At 61.6% G+C, this 18,830-nt stretch carries 14 protein-coding genes; 3 read left to right on the top strand and 11 right to left on the bottom strand.

Annotated elements, in window-relative coordinates:
- Positions 1-154: 154 nt before the first annotated feature.
- The 8 genes from AC1RS8_RS06885 to glgA form a co-directional block, all read right to left on the bottom strand.
- Positions 155-919, bottom strand: coding sequence for an endonuclease/exonuclease/phosphatase family protein (locus tag AC1RS8_RS06885; RefSeq protein ID WP_090455067.1), 765 nt, complete (start codon positions 917-919; stop codon positions 155-157).
- A 114-nt stretch (positions 920-1,033) separates the two neighbouring features.
- The gene (locus AC1RS8_RS06880) at positions 1,034-1,792 is read right to left on the bottom strand and encodes a PIG-L deacetylase family protein (RefSeq protein WP_429521156.1); all 759 of its coding nucleotides are present in this window, start codon (positions 1,790-1,792) and stop codon (positions 1,034-1,036) included.
- Positions 1,793-2,005: 213 nt separating this feature from the next.
- Positions 2,006-4,168, bottom strand: a complete 2,163-nt coding sequence (glgX, locus tag AC1RS8_RS06875; RefSeq protein ID WP_489340547.1) for a glycogen debranching protein GlgX — start codon at positions 4,166-4,168, stop codon at positions 2,006-2,008.
- A 229-nt stretch (positions 4,169-4,397) separates the two neighbouring features.
- Complete coding sequence (locus AC1RS8_RS06870; protein WP_489340548.1) at positions 4,398-4,715, bottom strand: DUF2934 domain-containing protein; 318 nt, start codon at positions 4,713-4,715, stop codon at positions 4,398-4,400.
- 21 nt (positions 4,716-4,736) lie between these two features.
- A complete protein-coding gene (locus tag AC1RS8_RS06865) occupies positions 4,737-7,532 on the bottom strand; it encodes a malto-oligosyltrehalose synthase (protein WP_493162479.1) in 2,796 nt (931 codons plus the stop codon).
- A complete protein-coding gene (malQ, locus tag AC1RS8_RS06860) occupies positions 7,529-9,607 on the bottom strand; it encodes a 4-alpha-glucanotransferase (RefSeq protein WP_489340550.1) in 2,079 nt (692 codons plus the stop codon). The genes AC1RS8_RS06865 and malQ overlap by 4 nt, the downstream gene beginning before the upstream one ends.
- Entirely contained in the window at positions 9,604-11,400 is a 1,797-nt protein-coding gene (gene treZ, locus AC1RS8_RS06855) for a malto-oligosyltrehalose trehalohydrolase (RefSeq protein ID WP_218495978.1), read from the bottom strand. Before treZ ends, malQ begins: the two co-directional genes overlap by 4 nt.
- A gap of 12 nt (positions 11,401-11,412) precedes the next feature.
- Complete coding sequence (gene glgA, locus AC1RS8_RS06850) at positions 11,413-12,996, bottom strand: glycogen synthase GlgA (protein WP_407515413.1); 1,584 nt, start codon at positions 12,994-12,996, stop codon at positions 11,413-11,415.
- Between the two features lie 559 nt (positions 12,997-13,555).
- Here glgA and AC1RS8_RS06845 point away from each other — a divergent pair.
- Entirely contained in the window at positions 13,556-14,368 is an 813-nt protein-coding gene (locus AC1RS8_RS06845) for a crotonase/enoyl-CoA hydratase family protein (protein ID WP_057714952.1), read from the top strand.
- A 6-nt stretch (positions 14,369-14,374) separates the two neighbouring features.
- The gene (nudC, locus tag AC1RS8_RS06840) at positions 14,375-15,205 is read left to right on the top strand and encodes an NAD(+) diphosphatase (RefSeq protein WP_057714951.1); all 831 of its coding nucleotides are present in this window, start codon (positions 14,375-14,377) and stop codon (positions 15,203-15,205) included.
- On the opposite strand, the gene AC1RS8_RS06835 is transcribed toward nudC, so the two are convergent.
- The 3 genes from AC1RS8_RS06835 to AC1RS8_RS06825 form a co-directional block, all read right to left on the bottom strand.
- A complete protein-coding gene (locus tag AC1RS8_RS06835; protein WP_057714950.1) occupies positions 15,173-15,952 on the bottom strand; it encodes a TSUP family transporter in 780 nt (259 codons plus the stop codon). The two genes, nudC and AC1RS8_RS06835, sit on opposite strands and share 33 nt — an antisense overlap.
- Before the next feature lie 190 nt (positions 15,953-16,142).
- Positions 16,143-16,619 carry a nuclear transport factor 2 family protein gene (locus tag AC1RS8_RS06830; protein ID WP_020799197.1) on the bottom strand — a complete coding sequence of 159 codons (477 nt, stop codon included), beginning with the start codon at positions 16,617-16,619 and terminating at the stop codon, positions 16,143-16,145.
- 55 nt (positions 16,620-16,674) lie between these two features.
- Positions 16,675-17,238 carry a TetR/AcrR family transcriptional regulator gene (locus AC1RS8_RS06825; protein WP_090455074.1) on the bottom strand — a complete coding sequence of 188 codons (564 nt, stop codon included), beginning with the start codon at positions 17,236-17,238 and terminating at the stop codon, positions 16,675-16,677.
- Between the two features lie 217 nt (positions 17,239-17,455).
- On the opposite strand from AC1RS8_RS06825, the gene pssA reads away from it, so the two are divergent.
- Positions 17,456-18,799 carry a CDP-diacylglycerol--serine O-phosphatidyltransferase gene (pssA, locus tag AC1RS8_RS06820; protein ID WP_407515414.1) on the top strand — a complete coding sequence of 448 codons (1,344 nt, stop codon included), beginning with the start codon at positions 17,456-17,458 and terminating at the stop codon, positions 18,797-18,799.
- Positions 18,800-18,830: the final 31 nt, after the last annotated feature.

Below are 18,830 nucleotides of genomic sequence, written 5' to 3'. Positions count from 1 at the left end.
AGTCGGCGGTGCTGCAATTCGCGAGCAAGCCCGCTCCCACACTGGTTTTGAGTACGTCATCAATCCAGTGTGGGAGCGGCGGTGCGACGATTCGACTTGCTCGCGAAGGGGCCGGTGCTATCGACGCCGACACCTGGCAATGAATGGCCGTGATTCAGAGATGCACTTCCACCGCCAGCGGCAAATGGTCGGACAGGTGCGTCCACGGCTTGTTTCCCAGTATTTGCGGCTCATGGCTGCTGGCATTGCGCAGGTAGACGCGGTCCAGGCGCAGCAAGGGAAACCGCGCGGGGTAGGTTTTGGCAGGACGACCCAGGTGGCGTTCGAAGGCTTCGTGCAAGTAATCGTGGCGGGCAAGGGTGGCATTGCCCTGCATCTGCCAGTCGTTGAAGTCGCCGGCAATGATCACCGGCGCATCATCCGGCAGGGACTCGAGGAGCTGACAGAGCAACTGCAATTGCAGCTGACGATGGCTTTCCAGCAGGCTGAGGTGAACGCAAATCGCATGCACTTCGCGATGCCCCGGCACGTCCAGCACGCAGTGCAGCAAGCCACGGCGTTCCGGGCCGGTAATGGAAACATCCAGGTTTCGATACTCGCGGATCGGATATTTCGACAGCAGGGCATTGCCATGGTGACCGTCGGGGTAGACGGCATTGCGCCCATAGGCGAAGTCGCTCCACATGCTGTCGGCGAGGAATTCATATTGCGAGGTTTGTGGCCAATCGTTGTAGCGGGAGGAGTGGCGGTCGTGCTCACCGACGACTTCTTGCAGGAACACCAGGTCTGCCGACGTACTGCGCACCGCTTCACGCAATTCAGGAAGGATGAAGCGCCGGTTGAGTGCGGTAAAACCCTTATGGGTGTTGACCGTCAGCACGCGAAGCCGATGAATCGCCGGGGGCGTGTTCAATGGCATTGATTCGGTTACCTGCGGTTTTGAATGACTGGCCACATGCACTCCTCTGACTCAGGGCTGCTTATGTATGCGACTGATGCGATGGCAGGCAGTTCAGTCCAATGGGCTGCGTTTTCAAACCAGCACAATTTCATAAGGCAAACGGATACGCTCCAGCAGCGGCCGGGGCAGCAACGGCGCGAGGCCGATGGCCGGTTCGCCGTCCAGTTGGCTGGCGTAGGCGTGGGTGGCGTGACTCTTGCGGGCGACGGTCCAGGTATCGAGGCGCACCTTGCGGGCACGGTGCCAGGGAATCAGCTCCCGGTCCCGTGCCGGCCAGTGCCAGGCCCAGAACGGTACGTCGTTGTAGGAGGCCCCGATATTGGCCGCCGCCCTGGCGCTCGCGCGGCCAACAGTGTCGTGGTCGACATTGCCGTCCTGGCGCCAGGTGCTGAACACCACATCACCTGGGCGCAGGTAGCGCGTGATGAATCGGGCGATCTGATCTTCCTGTTCCGCCAGCGCGTTATCGGTAAACCCGCCACGAATCCACTTCAGGCTGTGCATCGGCAACCCGAGTCGACGTATGGCTTCCACGCTTTCCTGGGGACGAAACACGCTGAGGCGTTTTTCCGACCACTGCTGTGACCCCGGATGGCTGGCGCTGCCGTCGGTGATCGAGATCAATTGCAGCGGGTGGCCCAGGTTACTGAGCAATTGCAGCAGGCCGCCGCAGGTCACGACTTCATCGCCAGGGTGCGGGGCAATGAGCACCACGCGTGCGCCGGTGGGTACCAGGGATTGGGTGTTGATGACCGGAATGCTGTCCAGTTGCGGGGCGCTGTTCCAGATCTGTGAGGGCAGGCTGACTTCGCTCAGGGAAACGGGTTTCATGGTGGATACGTCCTTGTTCTGCGTCGCCTTCAGTCGTGCATGGGACAAGCCCGGCAGACCCTTGAGGGCTGGTGGATAGCGGCGCGACAAGCCAAACCCTGGATTGCCGCAAATCGAGTATTGCTCATGTAACGCTATTCGTCGCGTCGTGAAGTTGTCCGCAATGATATTTCCGCCCTGCGGTGTCACGGCCATGAATACCTGGCGTCTCTTTTACTCTTCTTCCTCATGCTGCAATTCGAACAGCAGCAACGAACGGCCGGTGACCGAGTACTCGTGGCCAAACTCAAAGCGCTCCTGGCCGCGGATCGACGGTTGGTTGGTGTCGATCATGCATGTCCAGAAACCGCCGTCAGGCACTTCAGGCAGCCGGAAATTGACGATGTCGTGATGTGCGTTGACCACCAGCATCAATGTCGCGTCGACGCCTTTGCGGCGAATGCCGGTTTCCTGGGCGCGGCCATCGAGCAGCATGCCCAGGCATCGATTGTGCGCATCGTGCCAATGCTCGGTGGTCATTTCCGTACCGTCCGGCGCCAGCCAGGTCACATCCTTGACGCCGATGTCCTCGTTGTAATTGCCCACCAGGAAACGCCCGCGCCGCAGGACCGGGTAGGTCAGGCGCAATTTGATCAGGCGTTTGACGAACTTGAGCAGGGCCTTGCCGTCGTCGCTGAGGTCCCAGTTGACCCAGCCGGTCTCGCTGTCCTGGCAGTACGCATTGTTGTTGCCGTCCTGGGTGCGGGCGAACTCGTCGCCGGCCACCAGCATCGGCGTGCCTTGGGCCAGCAGCAGGGTGGCGAAGAAATTGCGCATCTGCCGATGGCGCAGCGCGTTGATCTCGGGATCGTCGGTGGGGCCTTCGACGCCGTGGTTCCAGGACAGGTTGTTGTTGCTGCCGTCTTGATTGTTTTCGTCGTTGGCTTCGTTGTGCTTGTCGTTGTAGGACACCAGGTCGTTGAGGGTGAAACCGTCGTGGGCGGTGACGAAATTGACCGATGAGTAAGGCCGCCGGCCACGTTGGTTGAACATTTCGCCCGAAGCGGTCAGACGGTTGGCAAAGTCCGCCAGTTGCCCGTCGTCGCCTTTCCAGAAGGCGCGCACGGTGTCGCGGAACTTGTCGTTCCACTCGACCCAGCCCGGCGGAAAATTGCCGACCTGATAACCGCCGGGGCCGCAGTCCCATGACTCGGCGATCAGTTTGACCTGGCGCAGCACCGGGTCCTGGCGGCAGGCCACCAGGAAACTGTGGCGTTCGTCGAAACCGTCGTGATAGCGCCCAAGGATGGTTGCGAGGTCAAAGCGAAAGCCGTCCACGTGCATTTCCGTGGCCCAGTAGCGCAGGGAGTCGGTGACCATTTGCAGCACGCACGGGTGGCTCAGGTCCAGGGTGTTGCCGGTGCCGGAATCGTTGATATAGAAGCGTTTGTCCTCGGGCATCAGGCGGTAGTAGGACGCATTGTCGATGCCGCGCATGGACAGGGTCGGGCCTTGTTCGTTGCCCTCGGCGGTGTGGTTGTAGACCACGTCGAGGATCACCTCCAGATTGGCTTCGTGCAGGTGCGCGACCATTTCCTTGAATTCGGCAATCTTGCCACTGGCCAGGTACCGCGGGTCGGGGGCGAAGAACGCAATGCTGTTGTAGCCCCAGTAATTGGTCATGCCCTTGTGCAGCAAATGCTGGTCGTTGACGAACGCATGGATCGGCAGCAGCTCCACGGTCGACACACCGAGTTTGCGGATGTGCTCGACCACTTCATCGACCATCAACCCGGCAAAGGTGCCGCGCAGATTCTCGGGGACGGCAGGGTGACGCATGCTGAAGCCGCGCACATGGGTTTCATAGATGATCGTCCTGTCCCACGGCACGCTGACACGATGATCGTGGCCCCAGGTGTGCGCCGGGTCGATGACCTTGCATTTGGGCACGAAGGGCGCGCTGTCCCGCTCATCGAAGCTGAGGTCGGCGTCGGGGTGGCCGATGGTGTAGCCGAACAGCGCTTCGGACCATTTCAACTTGCCCACCAGTTGTTTGGCGTAGGGGTCGATCAGCAGTTTGTTGGGGTTGAAGCGATGGCCGTTGGTCGGGTCGTACGGACCGTAGACGCGATAGCCATAAACCAACCCCGGATGGGCGTCGGGCAGGTAGCCGTGGTAAATCTCGTCGGTGTATTCGGGCAGTTCGATGCGTTCGAGTTCCACTTCGCCAGCGTCGTCGAACAGGCACAGTTCAACCTTGGTGGCGTGGGCGGAAAACAGGGCGAAGTTGACTCCCAGTCCATCCCAGGTGGCACCCAGCGGAAAGGGCAGGCCTTCGCGGATTCGTGTGGTTTCGGCACGAGGGGCTGGCGCGGCGGCTTTCTTCGGACTGGTCATGGGTACTCCTGTAAACGGGGGTTACCTGTAGGAGCGAGCTTGCTCCGGGCGGCGCTCCGACGAAAACGGTGTGTCAGGCAACATCAATGCTGGAAGTGATGGTCTCTTCGCGGGCAAGCCCGCTCCCACAGGTATTGTGAGTTGCCACAGATTGCAGCCACACCTTCAAACACTGTGGGAGCGGCGGTGCGGCGGTCCGACTTGCCCGCGAAGGGGCCTCAAGACATATTCAAACCGCTGGCGGTTTTCGCGCAGCCCGGGGTTTTTTCGCGACGGCCTTTTCCCCCGGCGGGATTACCTTCGAAGCCGCCGCCGGTTTGGCCTTGGTTTTTGGCGCGGCGACCTTGGCATCGCCAGCCTTGCCATTGGCCGTTTTGCTGACCGGGGTTTTCGGGGCAGCCTTGGCCGGTTTTTTCGGGGCCAGGGCTTCGGCGTCCGCCAGTTTGCACGCCATCTCCCAGTGGCGGGCTTCCTGGCCTTCGGGTTTTCCTTCGGATTCCCAGATCTGATAGGCAAATTCGCGGATGCGTTTTTCGTCGGTACTCATCGCAATGCTCCTGAACTGAACTCAAGTGTGGGTAGTTTGAATAATGAGATTGACCGGGAAATCCCCCAGCGCGGCGCTGATCAACAGCTCCCTGTGTTTTGTGACTGTGATGCCGGAAAAAAGTCCCTGCAGATGTTCGTCAGGGACGGCGAACGGCAGTTTGACCCGGGTTTCGCCCCACCGCGGCGCGTGGACCTGTGGTTCGGCACCGTTTTCCAGCAGATCGGCACAACGTATCGGCACAATCACAATGGCGCGTTTCCCCTCCCGTTCACGGACAAATCCCAGCACTCGATGGGCCTCGCTGCCCACCACTTCCAGGGCCTGGTAGGTGCCACGCCGAAACAGCTCGGCATGCTCGGCGCGCAGGCCCAGGGTGCGCGCAATCAAGGTTTGCTTGATGCGTCCGTCACGCCAGTTCTGCAACAAGTCCGGCAGGTCCACCGCTTGCTGCAACGCCTGCTGGCGGCTGGCGTAATCCACGGGACGACGGTTGTCCGGGTCGACCAGGCTGAAGTCCCAGAAATCGTTGCCCTGATACAAATCCGGCACGCCGGGCACGGTCATGCGCAGCAAGGTTTGCGCCAAACCATTGAGTGCGCCGGGGGCGGCAATCGAACGGGCAGCCTTGGCCAGGGCCGTACGCAACAGCTCACCTTCGGGGCTGAGCAACAGGCGCTGGATGAAGTCCTCTGTCGCTTGCTCGTAAGGGTCATTGGGCGCGCTCCAGCTGCTTTGCAGTTTGGCTTCACGCAGGGCCTTGCGTTGCCACTGCCAGATACGTTTTGCGTAGTCCTCGAGGGACGGCGGATGATCGATCCCCAACTCCAGCGGCCAACTGCCGAGAATAGTCTGGTACAGAATCATTTCATCGCCCGACGATGGCATTTGATCGTCGTTGCGCAAGGGCCGGGCAAGGGCGCGCCACAGGCCGATCTGGTCGACGTACCAGGCGCTGCGCTCGCTCAGTACCGCCAGCCGCGCCCGTGAATCTTCGCCGCGCTTGTGGTCGTGGGTGGCGCTGGCCAGCAGATTGTCCGGGAAGGTGTCGAGGCGCTCGATGCAGGCCTGATGAAAGTCGGCGGCCGGTGCGCTGAACTGTTCGGTGTTGAAGCCAACATCATTGCGCGAGAGCAGGACGGCCGATCGATAGAGCGCGGTGTCTTCCACCGATTTCGCCGCCGCCGGCGAGGTCAGTTGCTGGAAACGTACGCAGGCGTGCTTCAGACGCTTGCGTTCGCGCCCGGCCGGGCGCGAACGCCAGGGTTCACCGCCGAGCCAGCCGGCCAGGCAGTCGAGCACCGGCCAGTCCGCTTCGCCCAGGGTTTGGCGGGCACCGTCCATGGCCTTGCGGAAAAACGCCTCGTCCCGGGCTGAACGGCCAAGGGGGCCTATGTAGGTGCGGTACACCGGGAAATGCACGATCAGCGCCTGCAAGGCCCGGCGAATGGCGCCGAGGGTCAGGTCGCGGGTCATGAGGTTGTCCCGGGCCACTTGCAGCAGGGCCTGGGCGACGCTTTCGAAATCTCCGGCCAGGGAACCACCGAGGACTTGTTGACGGGCCAGTTGTGCTTCCTGGCAGAAGTCGGCGGGCCGCTCGCTGTGACGATGCCAGAGTTCGGCCAGTGTCTGCGCGCCCTGTGGATCCTGTTGCAACAGTGACAACTGGTTCATGAATTCGTAGCCGGTGGTGCCGTCCACCGACCAGTCGCGATGCAGGGTTTCCCCTTCGCCGAGGATCTTTTCCACATAGATGGGCAGGTGGCGGCCCGCTGACAGGCTGTCGACCCGGCGGCGCAGTTTTCGGCAGTAGCCCCGCGGGTCGGCGAGGCCGTCGATGTGGTCGATGCGCAACCCGTCGATCAGCCCTTGAGCCACCAATTGGAAGATCTTCGCGTGGGTGGCTTCGAACACGGCGGGACGCTCGACGCGCAGTCCGCCCAACTCATTGATATCGAAGAAGCGCCGCCAGTTGATGTCATCGGCGGCGGTGCGCCAACTGGCAAGGCGATAGCTCTGGCGTTCCAGCAGGTTGTGCAGGCGCTGGAAGCCTTCGCCGGTCAGTGAGACGTAGTTGTTCAGGTGCTGCTCAATGGCTTGGGCAATGGCCGGATCGCTGACCAGATCGCGAAGTTCTGCTTTCAATGGCAGGGCCAGGCTGTGGGCGTCGGTCTGGTAGCTCAGGGTGCTGAAGCGATCGGCCAGGTTTTTCAGTTGTTCGGCCTGTTGCGTATCGAGCGGTGCATCGGTCCTGAGCAGCTCCCCGTAATCGCTGGGGCAAATGGGGAAACGGTGTTCGTAGTGCTCGACATGGAAGGTGCCGTGCCAGGCATCGAATCGCAGGGGCAGGGTGCCGTCCTGCAACGCGACGCCGTAGTCGCTGCCCAGAAACGGCAGGAGCAACTGGCCTTCCATCAACGGGTCGGATGAGTGCCACTGGATATCGAAAAACTCTCCGTAAGGACTCAGGCGTCCCCACTCCAGCAAATCCAGCCACCAGGGATTATCGTTGCCGCCGACCGCCATGTGGTTGGAGACAACGTCGAGGATCAACCCCATGTTGTGCCCATGCAGGGCGCTGACCAGGCTGTTCAGCGCTGCCTCACCGCCCAGTTCCGGATTGACCCTGGTCGGATCCACCACGTCGTAGCCATGCATCGACCCGGCGCGGGCGCGCAACAGTGGGGAGGCGTAGACATGGCTGATGCCGAGGCGGGCGAAATACGGCACCAGTGGCACCGCATCTTCGAGCGTGAAGCCTTTGTGAAATTGCAGGCGCAAGGTGGCGCGCAGTGGTCGGGTCGGCACCTGGGTCATCGATCACGCTCGGCCGCCTGGAGCCGCGCGCAGGCGAGCAATTCCAGACGTCGTGCGGCATCCGCTCCGTCGAGCAGGGCTTCGCTGTATCCGGGCAAGCGCCGCGACCAGTTGGGGTGGGTGTCGGTGGTGCCGGGCAGGTTGGCTTGCTGTTCGACGCCAAGGGCATCTTCCAGGGGCAGCAGCACCAAGGGTGCCCGGGTATGACCGAGGAAGCGCACGCTGGCATCGAGCACCTGGTCGGTTTCGTGGGACTCTTCGCGAAAGTTCTGCGGGTCCTGGCTCAACGCTCGGCGCAGGCCTTCGCGCTCGCGTTCGCGGTGCTGGCGCCATTCGATTTCACCGCTGGCATCGACCATGCCGAGCCGGGCATTCCAGTCGATATCGCGACCATGCCACCAGCCGTTGAGGGTCGGCAGGTCATGGGTGCTGGTGGTGGCCAGGGCGTTGTCCGGCCAGTCGAGGATCGGCTTGAAGTGCGTGTTGTCCTGTTCGAACAGCAATACCCGCATGCCCAGCATCGAACGGGCGATGAGTTTTTCCCGCAGGCCGTCCGGCACGGTGCCGAGGTCTTCGCCGAGGACGATGGCCTGGTGACGATGGGATTCCAGGGTCAGCAAACGCAGCAGATCGTCCACCGGGTAGTACAGGTAAGCGCCGTCGGCCGGCGGCGATCCGTTGGGGATGACCCACAGACGCTGCAAGCCCATGACGTGATCGATGCGCAAGCCGCCGCAGTGGGCGAAGTTGGCCCGCAACATTTCGATGAAGGCCCGGAAACCATTGCGCACCAGGCCTTCAGGGGAGAACGCGGAAATCCCCCAGCCCTGGCCGGTGCGGTTGAGAATATCCGGTGGCGCGCCGACGGTGAGGGACGCGAGCAGTTCGTCCTGGCGGCTCCAGGCCTGGCTCCCGCCGCCATCGGCGCCAACGGCCAGGTCGGCGATCAGGCCGATACTCATGCCGCTGGCGCGGGCGGCGGTTTGCGCGCGCTCCAGGCAGCGCGTGATCAGCCACTGGCAGAAGGCGAAGAAGCCGATGCGCCCGGCATTCTCTTCGGCGAATGCCGCCAGTTCGGCGCTGCGCGGGTTGCGCCAGGGTTCGGGCCACTGCCGCCAGTCGAGGTGTTCACCCCGGGCGGCGCGCGCCTCCTGGATGGCTTCGAAGCGGCAGTGGTTTTCCAGCGCTTCGCCAGCGGCGTGACGAAAGCTGCTGAAGTCTTCGTGCAAGGGGTGTTCACCCTGGACGAAACCTTCGTACAGCGACTGCAACAGCCGATGCTTGGCTTCGGCGGCGGCCGGCCAGTCAATCAGCGGACGCTCATCCAGCGCCTTGAGTTCAATGGCCAGCCCGGTTGCATCGATGGCGGTACGCAGCGCGCGTTCGCCGAGAATGGTGCCGGGGGCGCAGTAAAGGCTGTTGAGAAACAAACGGCTGGACGGCGAGTACGGGCTGTAGCGTTGGGTATCACTGGAAAACATCGCATGCAGCGGGCTGATCGCCAGCGCCTCGGCACCACGCTCGCCGGCTACCCGGGCGAGGTCCTCCAGCGCCTGGGTGTCACCAAACCCGCCGTCGCCGGAGCGGCGCAGTCCATACAACTGCACGCTCAGGCCCCAGGCTCGCGGGATCGGGTTGTCCACGGCATCGGCCACGCTGTAGCAACGGGCCGGGGCCACGGCCAGGGTGAAGTTTTGTCCGTCCATGCTGATCTGTTGATAGCCGACCGGTACCAGCCCCGGCAGCACCGCGTTGGCGTCCAGTTTCAGGTTGAGCCGCGAACCGTCCTCCAGGTGGATTTCGCATGGGGTCCCGGGCTCGAAAAAGCGCGCCAGGTCCAGGCCCATCCCCGCATCGGCGGTGATCAATGGCGGCAAGTGATGGGTCTGTTGCGCCTCTTGCAGTTCCAGCAGGCTGGCGTCGATTTCCTGGGCACTGCCGGCCGGGTGGCCCAGGCCGGCCAGCACGTTGCGCAACACGGACGGCGCGACTTTTTGCGGGCGGCCGTTGGCGTCGATCCAGTCGACGGCGAGGCCGGCACGGCTGGCCAGGATTTCCAGTTGCGCATCACTCATGGACGCTCTCCAAACGAGGTAGCAAAGGGGACTGCGGCGGCGAGGCTGACGAGCGCGCAATACGGGGCAAGAGTGTTTGTAGCCGGTAGGTCGGGGTTCTGTGGCGGGTATTCGAACAAGCGCATGGCATCGGTCTGTGAGGTATGGACTACAGGCCTGGCGCTGAGGTTCAGGTCAATGCGCAGCTGGCTGCCATCGCCCAAGCGCCAGGATGCACTGACCGCGCCTTCGCCCAGCACATCGGTTCCCAGTGCCTGGGCGCCCGGCAGGCGCGGGATGATGTGCCGGTGACGGATCTGCAACAGGCGGCAATACAGGTCGTGCATCTCGCAATGGCCGGTCGATGGCAGGACCGGGCGGGACGCTGCAAACGTCTGCGGATCATTCGGGTCCGGAATGTGTTCGCGCAGGATCGGGTCGGCAAAGGCGCTGAGCGCCGCGAACTCGCTGCGCCGGCCGTCGCGAACCTGCTTGGCCAATTCACCATGATGGCTGGTGAAAAACAGGAAGGGTTGCTCGACCGCAAATTCGTCGCCCATGAACAGCAGCGGAATCATCGGCGATAACAGCAGCAGCACCGTGGCGGCCCGCAACGCTTGCGGGTGGGCGAGTTGATGCAGGCGCTCGCCGAAGGCCCGGTTGCCGATCTGGTCATGGTTCTGCAAAAACAGAATGAATGCACTGGGCGGCAGATGCCCGCTGGGTTCACCCCGCGCCACACCATGGCGGTTGAGATGGCCCTGGAACACGAAACCCTGGCTCAGGCAGCGCGCCAGTTGCTCGGTGGGGTTTTGCGCGTAATCGGCGTAATAGGCGTCGGTTTCCCCGGTCAGCAACACATGCAGGGCGTTGTGGCCGTCATCGTTCCACTGCGCGTCGTAACCCTGTTCGAGCAGGCTGGCCTGGTTGTGTTCGTTCTCCACCATCAGCCACACATGCCGCGTCGGGCCCGTCTGCTGGCGCACCCGTCGTGCCAGTTCCTGGAGGAAATCCGGGTCTTCGATGGCATGCACCGCGTCCAGGCGCAAACCGTCGAAACGGTATTCCAGCAGCCACATCAATGCGTTTTCGATGAAGAAGTCCCGTACTTCGCGACGGCGCAAGTCGATGGCCGCGCCCCACGGCGTGTGTTTGTCTTCGCGAAAGAAGCCCTTGGCATAACGATGCAGGTAATTGCCATCCGGGCCGAAGTGGTTGTAGACCACGTCGAGAATCACCGCCAGGCCGTGGCCGTGGGCGGTGTCGATCAAGTGCTTGAGCTGCTCGGGGGAGCCGTATGACGCCTGGGGCGCGTAGGGCAGGACGCCGTCATAACCCCAATTGCGCTCACCGGGAAACTGCGCGACGGGCATCAGTTCGATCGCGGTGACACCCAGTTCGACCAGCCGCGCCAAATGCTGCTCGACGGCGCTGAAGCCGCCGAGCGCACCGACATGCAGTTCGTAGATCACCGCTTCGTTCCATGGCCGTCCCAGCCAGGCACTGTGTTGCCAGGCATAGACCAGCGGATCGACCACCACACTGTGCCGGTCGATATCGCCGGCCTGAGCGCGGGAGGCCGGGTCGGGCACTTCCAGTTCGCCGTCGATGCTGTAGCGGTAACGCGTGCCCGCCGCGCATCGGATGTTGCTCACGAACCAGCCGTCGGCCTGGGGCAGCAACGGCAAGGACTGTCCATTTTCCAGTTCGACACTGACGTAGAACGCATCTGGCGCCCACAACGCGAATCGCGTGTGCTCTGCGTCCAGCATGATTGCGCCGTGGGGCCAGGTCTCAAGGGTCCGTAACGGCATCTTGAAAGCCTCTTACTGTTTGTGCGATTTCCCCAATGCCTTAGCCACAAGCTGTTCGTAGAGCTCGGCGTAGGGTTCGACCGCCTTGCACCAGTTGAACGGCGCCGCCATGGCCCGGCAGCGCATGGCGTGCAGCAGGTCGGGAAAGGCGAACACCTTGAACGCGCGGCTCAGGGCTTCCTGGTAGCTCTGCACCGTGGATTCATCGAACAGGAAACCGGTCACGCCGTTTTCGATGGTGTCGGCCAGGCCACCGGTGTTACGCGCCACCGGCAACGAACCGAAGCGCTGGGCGTACATCTGGCTCAGGCCGCATGGCTCGTAACGCGAAGGCATCAGCAGGAAGTCGCTGCCGGCGAACATGCGCCGGGCGTCGGTTTCGTTGAAGCCGATGCGTACGCCGATCTGCCCGGGGAAACGCAGGGCAAGCTGGCGCATCGACTGTTCTTCTTCCGGTTCGCCACGGCCGATGATCGCGATCTGGCCGCCGGACTTGACGATGTACTCGGACACCGCTTCGGTCAGGTCCAGGCCTTTCTGGTAGACCAGGCGCGAAACCACGGCGAACAGCGGCCCTTCGGAATCTTCCAGACCGAACAGCTCGCGGACATGGGCGGCGTTCACGGCCTTGCCATCCCAGTCGCCGATGCTGAACGGGCAGAACAGGTGCGGATCGGTCGCCGCATCCCAGCTTTCATCGATGCCGTTGGGAATGCCGCTGAGCAGGCCTTGCTGGGTCTTGGCGGCGAGGAAACCGTCCAGGCCGCAGCCGAAATCCGGGGTGGTGATTTCCTGGGCGTAGGTCGCGCTGACGGTGGTGATGTGGCTCGAATAGGCCATGCCGGCCTTGAGGAACGACATCTTGCCGTAGAACTCCATGCCTTCCTGTTGCAGCGCGTGATGGGGAATGCCCAGTTCGGGGCACGAGCCCAGGCTGGTCACGCCTTGATACGCCAGGTTGTGAATGGTGAACAGCGTCGGCGTGCGCTGCCCACGCCAGTGCATGTAGGCCGGGGCCAGGCCGGCGGGCCAGTCGTGAGCGTGCACCAGGTCCGGGCACCAATGGATCTGCGCGAGGTTGGCGGCAATATCGGCCGCCGCCAGGCCCAGACGGGCGAAACGGATATGGTTGTCCGGCCAGTCGCGGCCGTTGTTGGCGCCGTAGGGCGAACCTTCGCGCTCGTAGAGTTCGGGGCAGATCAGTACGTAAATGACCAGACCGTCGGGCATGTCCATGCGCCCGATCTTGCACGGTGGCAGCGCAGCATGACCGCCAAGCTCGCCAATGATATGGATCGGATTTTCGCTGTTCAGCACCTGCGGGTAACCCGGGATCAGTACCCGCACATCGTGCAGATGGGCCATGGCCCGTGGCAGCGCTGCAGAAACGTCGCCCAGGCCACCGGTCTTCACCAGGTCGGCAATTTCCGAGGTGACGAACAACACTTTTTTACGGTTGGGATTCTGGTTGGCTGCCGGAGTCAGCGTCCTGGTGCCAGGAACGCCGACGGGTTGGGTGTTTGCGGCAGTTACGGCGCTCGATTCGCCGACCTGATGAGCACGCTCTCCCTGTATTTCCAAAGCCGTACTGATCATATGAATCTCCCGTGTTGTTGATCTAATTCTTAGGTCTGGCAAACGGTGTTTCATGGCCAATTGCTGTGGCCGGGCGCAATCGCGCTACGCATCAGTGAGCAAGCGCTGCCCAATGCGTCGAAGCAAAAGGGGTGAATGAGCCATTGCAAGGATTGCACCAGTCGCAACGCACCTTCTTGTCAGAGGACCGATCGGGATTGGAAAAAGTTTCGACTATTTTTCCACTTTGTGACCGACTGGTTTCGCCTCAAGAAAATGAGTCTAGGCCAGAACTTAGAGCGGTAAAGGCCAGATGGCAAAATTGTTCGACAATCGGTTTGTAGCGGTACGAGCGTGCCTGATAGAGGTGCAAACGCCCCGACGAAGTGCAGGTTTTTTTGCGTTTTGGCATCAAAAAGTCACTGGGTAGTCACATAAATGTGCGACGTGATTTATCAGGAGTGCACTGTTCTGGTGCGTCGGTTTGAGTCCCGCATTTGGCCGAACCGCTGCCTTACTGCCCACCTTGATGCCTTGTTATAGTTCGGGCCTCATTTTTGCCCGCAAAAGGATCATTGGCATGTCTCAATACAGCGCGTTCAACGTCGAGCTGGTCGATAAAATCGCCCACGTACAGATCAACCGCCCGGAGAAGATCAACTCGATGAACGCGGCGTTCTGGAGCGAGATCGTCGAGATCTTCCAGTGGATCGACGACACCGATGAAGTGCGCGTGGTGGTTCTCAGCGGGGCAGGCAAGCATTTCTCCTCGGGGATCGACCTGATGATGCTGGCCGGTGTGGCCAATGAGCTGGGCAAGGACGTCGGACGCAATGCGCGCCTGTTGCGGCGCAAGATCCTCACCCTGCAAGCGTCGTTCAATGCAGTCGATAACTGCCGCAAACCGGTGCTTGCGGCCATTCAGGGTTACTGCCTGGGGGGCGCCATCGACCTGATTGCCGCCTGCGACATGCGTTATGCCGCCGAGGACGCACAGTTTTCGATCAAGGAAATCGACATCGGCATGGCCGCCGACGTTGGCACGCTGCAACGCTTGCCGCGGATCATCGGTGACGGCATGCTGCGCGAACTGGCTTACACTGGTCGCACCTTCGGCGCCGATGAAGCGCGAGGCATGGGCTTGGTCAATCGCGTCTACAGCGACAACGCCAGCCTGCTCGACGGCGTCATGGGCATTGCCTACGCAATCGCCAGCAAGTCGCCGATCGCCGTCACCGGCACCAAGGAAATGATCAGCTACATGCGCGACCATCGCATCGATGACGGCCTCGAATACATCGCCACCTGGAACGCCGCCATGCTGCAATCCACCGATCTGCGCGTGGCCATGGCCGCCCATATGAGCAAACAGAAACCCGAATTTCTGGATTGATTAACCATGATTCCTCGCTGGACCACCGCAGTACTGGACACCGATCAACCCGGCGGCTGGGCCATCGCGCGCAGCCCCGAAGGCTTTCTGTTCGATGACAACGGCGCACTGTTCGCTCGCGAATGGCTCAAGCGCCAGGACCTGTCGATTCTTGCCGAGCATGGCATCGGTCATCTCGATGGCGAGCCGGTCTATCTGCTGGAGTTGCGCAGTCACAGCGAAGTGTCGGGTTGCAACTGGAAAGGCCTGCGGGCGTTCATGCTCGAAGGCGATCACACGCTCTACAAGGTGCTCGGTTACGCCGCACAGATCGGCACCTGGGCCCGTGAACACCGCTATTGCGGTAACTGCGGTCAGGCCATGACCCAGGTGCCACGCGAACGGGCGATGTATTGTCAGCCGTGCGATCTGCGCAGCTACCCACGGATTTCGCCGAGCATGATCGTACTGGTGACCCGAGGCGATGAAGTGCTGTTGGCGCGCTCACCGCGTTTTGTCAGCGGTGTCTACAGCACCCTGGCCGGGTTTGCCGAGCCGGGCGAATCGGCCGAGGACTGCCTGATTCGCGAAGTTCGCGAAGAGGTGAGCATCGAGGTCAGGAACATCCAGTACATGGGCAGCCAGTGCTGGCCGTTCCCGCACTCGATGATGCTCGGCTTTCACGCCGAATATGCCGGTGGCGAGATCGTCTGTCAGGAAGACGAGATCGAGGACGCCCAGTGGTTCAACGTGCACGAGCTGCCGCCGTTGCCGGCGTCACGCTCGATTGCCCGTTACCTGATCGACGTCTACGTGGCGCGGCGCTTAGGCCACGCTGAACCAGTGCTGCCAGGCTAGGCGCACGGTCAGGCCAAGCACCACGGTGATGAACACCGGACGAATGAATTTCGCGCCGCCGCTGATGGCGGTGCGGGCGCCGAAGAAGGCGCCGACCATCAACGACAAGCCCATGCACAGGCCGATGATCCAGTCCACCTGACCGGAAAAGATGAAGATCGACAGCGCCGCTGCGTTGCTGACGAAGTTCATGCTGCGTGCCACACCGCTGGCTTTCACCAGATCGATGGGGTAGAGCAGCAGGCTGCTCACGGTCCAGAACGCGCCCGTGCCGGGACCCGCCACACCGTCATAGAAGCCGAGGCTGAAGCCTTGGGTCGACTGCCACTTTTTCTTGATCGGTGCCTCGCTGTCCAGTGGCGCTTTTGGCGTGCCGCCAAACAATAGATAGACACCGCAAGCGAAGACGATCACCGGCAGCATCTTGTTCAGCCATTCCGCCGGCAGGTAATGCGCGACCACGGCACCGGTCAGCGCACCGACCAGGGTGCCGACGATGGCATGAATCCATTGCGCGGGGTGGAACAGCTTGCGGCGGTAGAAGGTGAAGCTGGCGATGGCCGAGCCGAAGGTCGAGCTGAGTTTGTTGGTGCCCAGTACCAGATGCGGCGGCAGGCCGGCGGTCAACAAGGCCGGGGTGGTCAACAGCCCACCGCCACCGGCGATGGCGTCGATGAAACCGGCAACAAAAGCGACTAAGGCCAGGATGGCCAGGGTGGAGAGGTCAACGCTGAGTTCGAAAGGCATGGGATCGGCTTATTCGGCGGGTGCAGAAAGAGGCTGCGGGGAAGGGCAGCATCTTACTCATCTGTACAACACAAAACCAATGTGGGAGCGAGCTTGCTCGCGATGGCGGTGTGACAGGCAACAGATCTGTTGAATGTACAACCGCTATCGCGAGCAAGCTCGCTCCCACAGGGTTTAGCGTGAAGCTGAATTACAAGCCCAGATCCGACAAACTCGGATGATCGTCAGGTCGACGCCCCAGCGGCCAGTGGAACTTGCGCTCGCTTTCCTTGATCGGCATGTCGTTGATGCAGGCGAAGCGGCGGGCCATCAGGCCGTCCTCGTTGAACTCCCAGTTTTCGTTGCCGTAGGAGCGGAACCAGTTGCCCGAGTCGTCATGCCATTCATAGGCATAACGCACGGCAATTCGGTTGTCGGTGAACGCCCACAGCTCCTTGATCAACCGATAATCAAGCTCCTTGGCCCACTTGCGGGTCAGGAAGCCTTTGGCTTCTTCGCGGTTATAGGCGAACTCGGCGCGATTGCGCCACTTAGTGTCCAGGGTATAGGCCAGGGACACCCGCTCCGGGTCCCGGGAGTTCCAGCCGTCTTCGGCCAGGCGAACTTTTTCAATGGCCGATTCACGGGTGAAAGGGGGTAATGGCGGACGAACTTCGGCATTAGACATTTAAAGTCTCCGTATCAAGTTAAAGTTAAAACAACAGTCGAGCTTGATCAGGTTGCTACAGGTCCAATAACTTTCGCGCCATGCATTGCGCATTATCGGCGGCACTGTGATCACCCATGACAAGCGCCACGGTAATGGCACCGTCGATCAGGATCAGCAGCTGTTTGGCCAGCAACTGCGGATCCTCGGCGCCATGTTCGGTACACAGCTCGCACACGTAGTCGAGCAGCTTCTGTTTATGCTCTTTGGCGAGCAGGCGCACCGGGTCTTGCGGGTCGCCGGTTTCGCCACTGGTGTTGATGAACGCGCAGCCGCGGAAACCGTCGGAGGCGAACCACGATTTGAGTACGGTAAACAGGTTGAGCAGTCGCTCGGCCGGGGTTTGTGCCTGGCCGACTGCGCCTCTGTACCAGTGCATCCAGCGCTGGTCCCGGCGTTGCAGGGCGGCCACCACCAGTTCGTCCTTGTTGGCGAAGTAGCGGTAGATGCTTTTTCTGGAGACGCCGGCGGTTTTCACCAGAAGATCCATGCCAGTGGCGGCTATGCCACTTTTGTAGATCAACTTTTCGGTGACATCCAGAATGATGTCGCGTGTGTCGTTGCTAGTGATTTCGTTCATGTTGTCGACTGTAGAACGATCGTTCTCCTTGGTCAATCGGTTTTTTGTGGCGTTTGACAAATGGTCTTCGCGAGCAAGCCCGCTCCCACACTTTGACGCGCGCTTTTCCGTGGGAGCGAGCTTGCTCGCGATGGCGTCATTACAGACAGTAACAAGACCCGAACCCATCGATGGTGTAAGCTCTCTGGTTCTTCGGATTCGACCCATTGCGAGCCCTATGCCGTCGCTTTTCAAACGCTCCCTGCTGCCCAAGTTGCGCAGTTTTCCGCTGACGGCCGATGCCGTTGGCGTCCTTTGCGGCGCTGCCGAATTCCGTCGTTGCCTGCTGGAGAAAATCGCCAGCGCGACCCGGCGCATCTATATCGTTGCCCTGTACCTGCAACAGGATGAAGCCGGCCAGGAAATTCTCGATGCCTTGCACGCTGCCAAACTGGCGCGTCCGGAACTGGACGTGGTGGTGGTCGTCGACTGGCTGCGCGCCCAGCGCGGCCTGATCGGTGCCGGCAAGCAACCGGGCAACTCCGCCTGGTATCAGGAAATGACCCGCACCCATGCCAGCGAAGTGCCGATCTACGGCGTCCCGGTACAAACCCGCGAACTGTTCGGTGTGTTGCACCTTAAAGGCTTCGTGATCGATGACTGCGTGATCTACAGCGGTGCGAGCCTGAACAACGTCTATCTGCACAAGTTCGACAAGTACCGCTACGACCGCTATCACCTGCTGCACAATCGTGAACTGGCCGATTCGATGCAGCACCTGGTGCAGCACGGCCTGGTGGCTTCCAAAGCGGTGCACCGCCTCGACCTGCCAAACCTGCCGACCACCCGCAGCCTGCGCAATGACATCGGTGACCTGCGCAGCCGCCTCAAGCACGCGGCGTACGACACCACGCAGGGCACCACCGACAGGACCGGTTTGTCCGTCAGCCCGCTGCTTGGCGTCGGCAAGAACAATCCGCTGAACCGGGTGATCTGCGAACTGATCGCCAGCGCCCAGCAGCAACTGACCATTTGCACACCGTACTTCAACCTGCCGCTGGCGATCATCCGCGAGATCAACCGCGCGCTGGCCCGCGGGGTGAAGATCGACATCGTGGTCGGCGACAAGACGGCCAACGACTTCTACATTCCGCCGAGCGAACCGTTCCGGGTCATTTCGGCGCTGCCGTACCTGTACGAAATCAGCTTGCGCCGGTTTGCCAAGCGTCATCAGCGCAACATCGACAGCGGGCAGTTGAACCTGCATCTGTGGCGTGACGGTGACAACACCTACCACCTCAAGGGCATGTGGATCGACCGGCGCTATACCTTGCTGACCGGTAACAACCTCAACCCGCGGGCGTTTCGACTCGATCTGGAAAACGCCTTGTTGCTCGATGATCCCCATGGCGAACTGCTGGAATCGCGTGGCAAAGAGCTGGCGGAGATCTTCCAGCACACCCGGCGAATCGAGCACTTCCAGAACCTGGAAACCCTGGCCGAATACCCGGCGGGCGTGGCCAAGTTCCTCAAACGCGTGAGTCGTGTGCGGATCGAACGGTTGCTCTACCGCATTCTGTGAATTCAGAAAAGCCATCGCGAGCAAGCTCGCT

It is taken from the genome of Pseudomonas sp. GW821-FHT12A04, from assembly GCF_058807755.1.
Note: the sequence above shows the minus strand (reverse complement) of the source record. Positions and strands in the feature narration are given on the sequence as shown.

Excerpts from the sequence above, each read along its gene's own strand:
- AC1RS8_RS06885 (WP_090455067.1), bottom strand. The coding sequence starts at position 919 with ATGCCATTGAACACGCCCCCGGCGATTCATCGGCTTCGCGTGCTGACG.
- AC1RS8_RS06880 (WP_429521156.1), bottom strand. The coding sequence starts at position 1,792 with ATGAAACCCGTTTCCCTGAGCGAAGTCAGCCTGCCCTCACAGATCTGG.
- glgX (WP_489340547.1), bottom strand. The coding sequence starts at position 4,168 with ATGACCAGTCCGAAGAAAGCCGCCGCGCCAGCCCCTCGTGCCGAAACC.
- AC1RS8_RS06870 (WP_489340548.1), bottom strand. The coding sequence starts at position 4,715 with ATGAGTACCGACGAAAAACGCATCCGCGAATTTGCCTATCAGATCTGG.
- AC1RS8_RS06865 (WP_493162479.1), bottom strand. The coding sequence starts at position 7,532 with ATGACCCAGGTGCCGACCCGACCACTGCGCGCCACCTTGCGCCTGCAA.
- malQ (WP_489340550.1), bottom strand. The coding sequence starts at position 9,607 with ATGAGTGATGCGCAACTGGAAATCCTGGCCAGCCGTGCCGGCCTCGCC.
- treZ (WP_218495978.1), bottom strand. The coding sequence starts at position 11,400 with ATGCCGTTACGGACCCTTGAGACCTGGCCCCACGGCGCAATCATGCTG.
- glgA (WP_407515413.1), bottom strand. The coding sequence starts at position 12,996 with ATGATCAGTACGGCTTTGGAAATACAGGGAGAGCGTGCTCATCAGGTC.
- AC1RS8_RS06845 (WP_057714952.1), top strand. The coding sequence starts at position 13,556 with ATGTCTCAATACAGCGCGTTCAACGTCGAGCTGGTCGATAAAATCGCC.
- nudC (WP_057714951.1), top strand. The coding sequence starts at position 14,375 with ATGATTCCTCGCTGGACCACCGCAGTACTGGACACCGATCAACCCGGC.
- AC1RS8_RS06835 (WP_057714950.1), bottom strand. The coding sequence starts at position 15,952 with ATGCCTTTCGAACTCAGCGTTGACCTCTCCACCCTGGCCATCCTGGCC.
- AC1RS8_RS06830 (WP_020799197.1), bottom strand. The coding sequence starts at position 16,619 with ATGTCTAATGCCGAAGTTCGTCCGCCATTACCCCCTTTCACCCGTGAA.
- AC1RS8_RS06825 (WP_090455074.1), bottom strand. The coding sequence starts at position 17,238 with ATGAACGAAATCACTAGCAACGACACACGCGACATCATTCTGGATGTC.
- pssA (WP_407515414.1), top strand. The coding sequence starts at position 17,456 with ATGCCGTCGCTTTTCAAACGCTCCCTGCTGCCCAAGTTGCGCAGTTTT.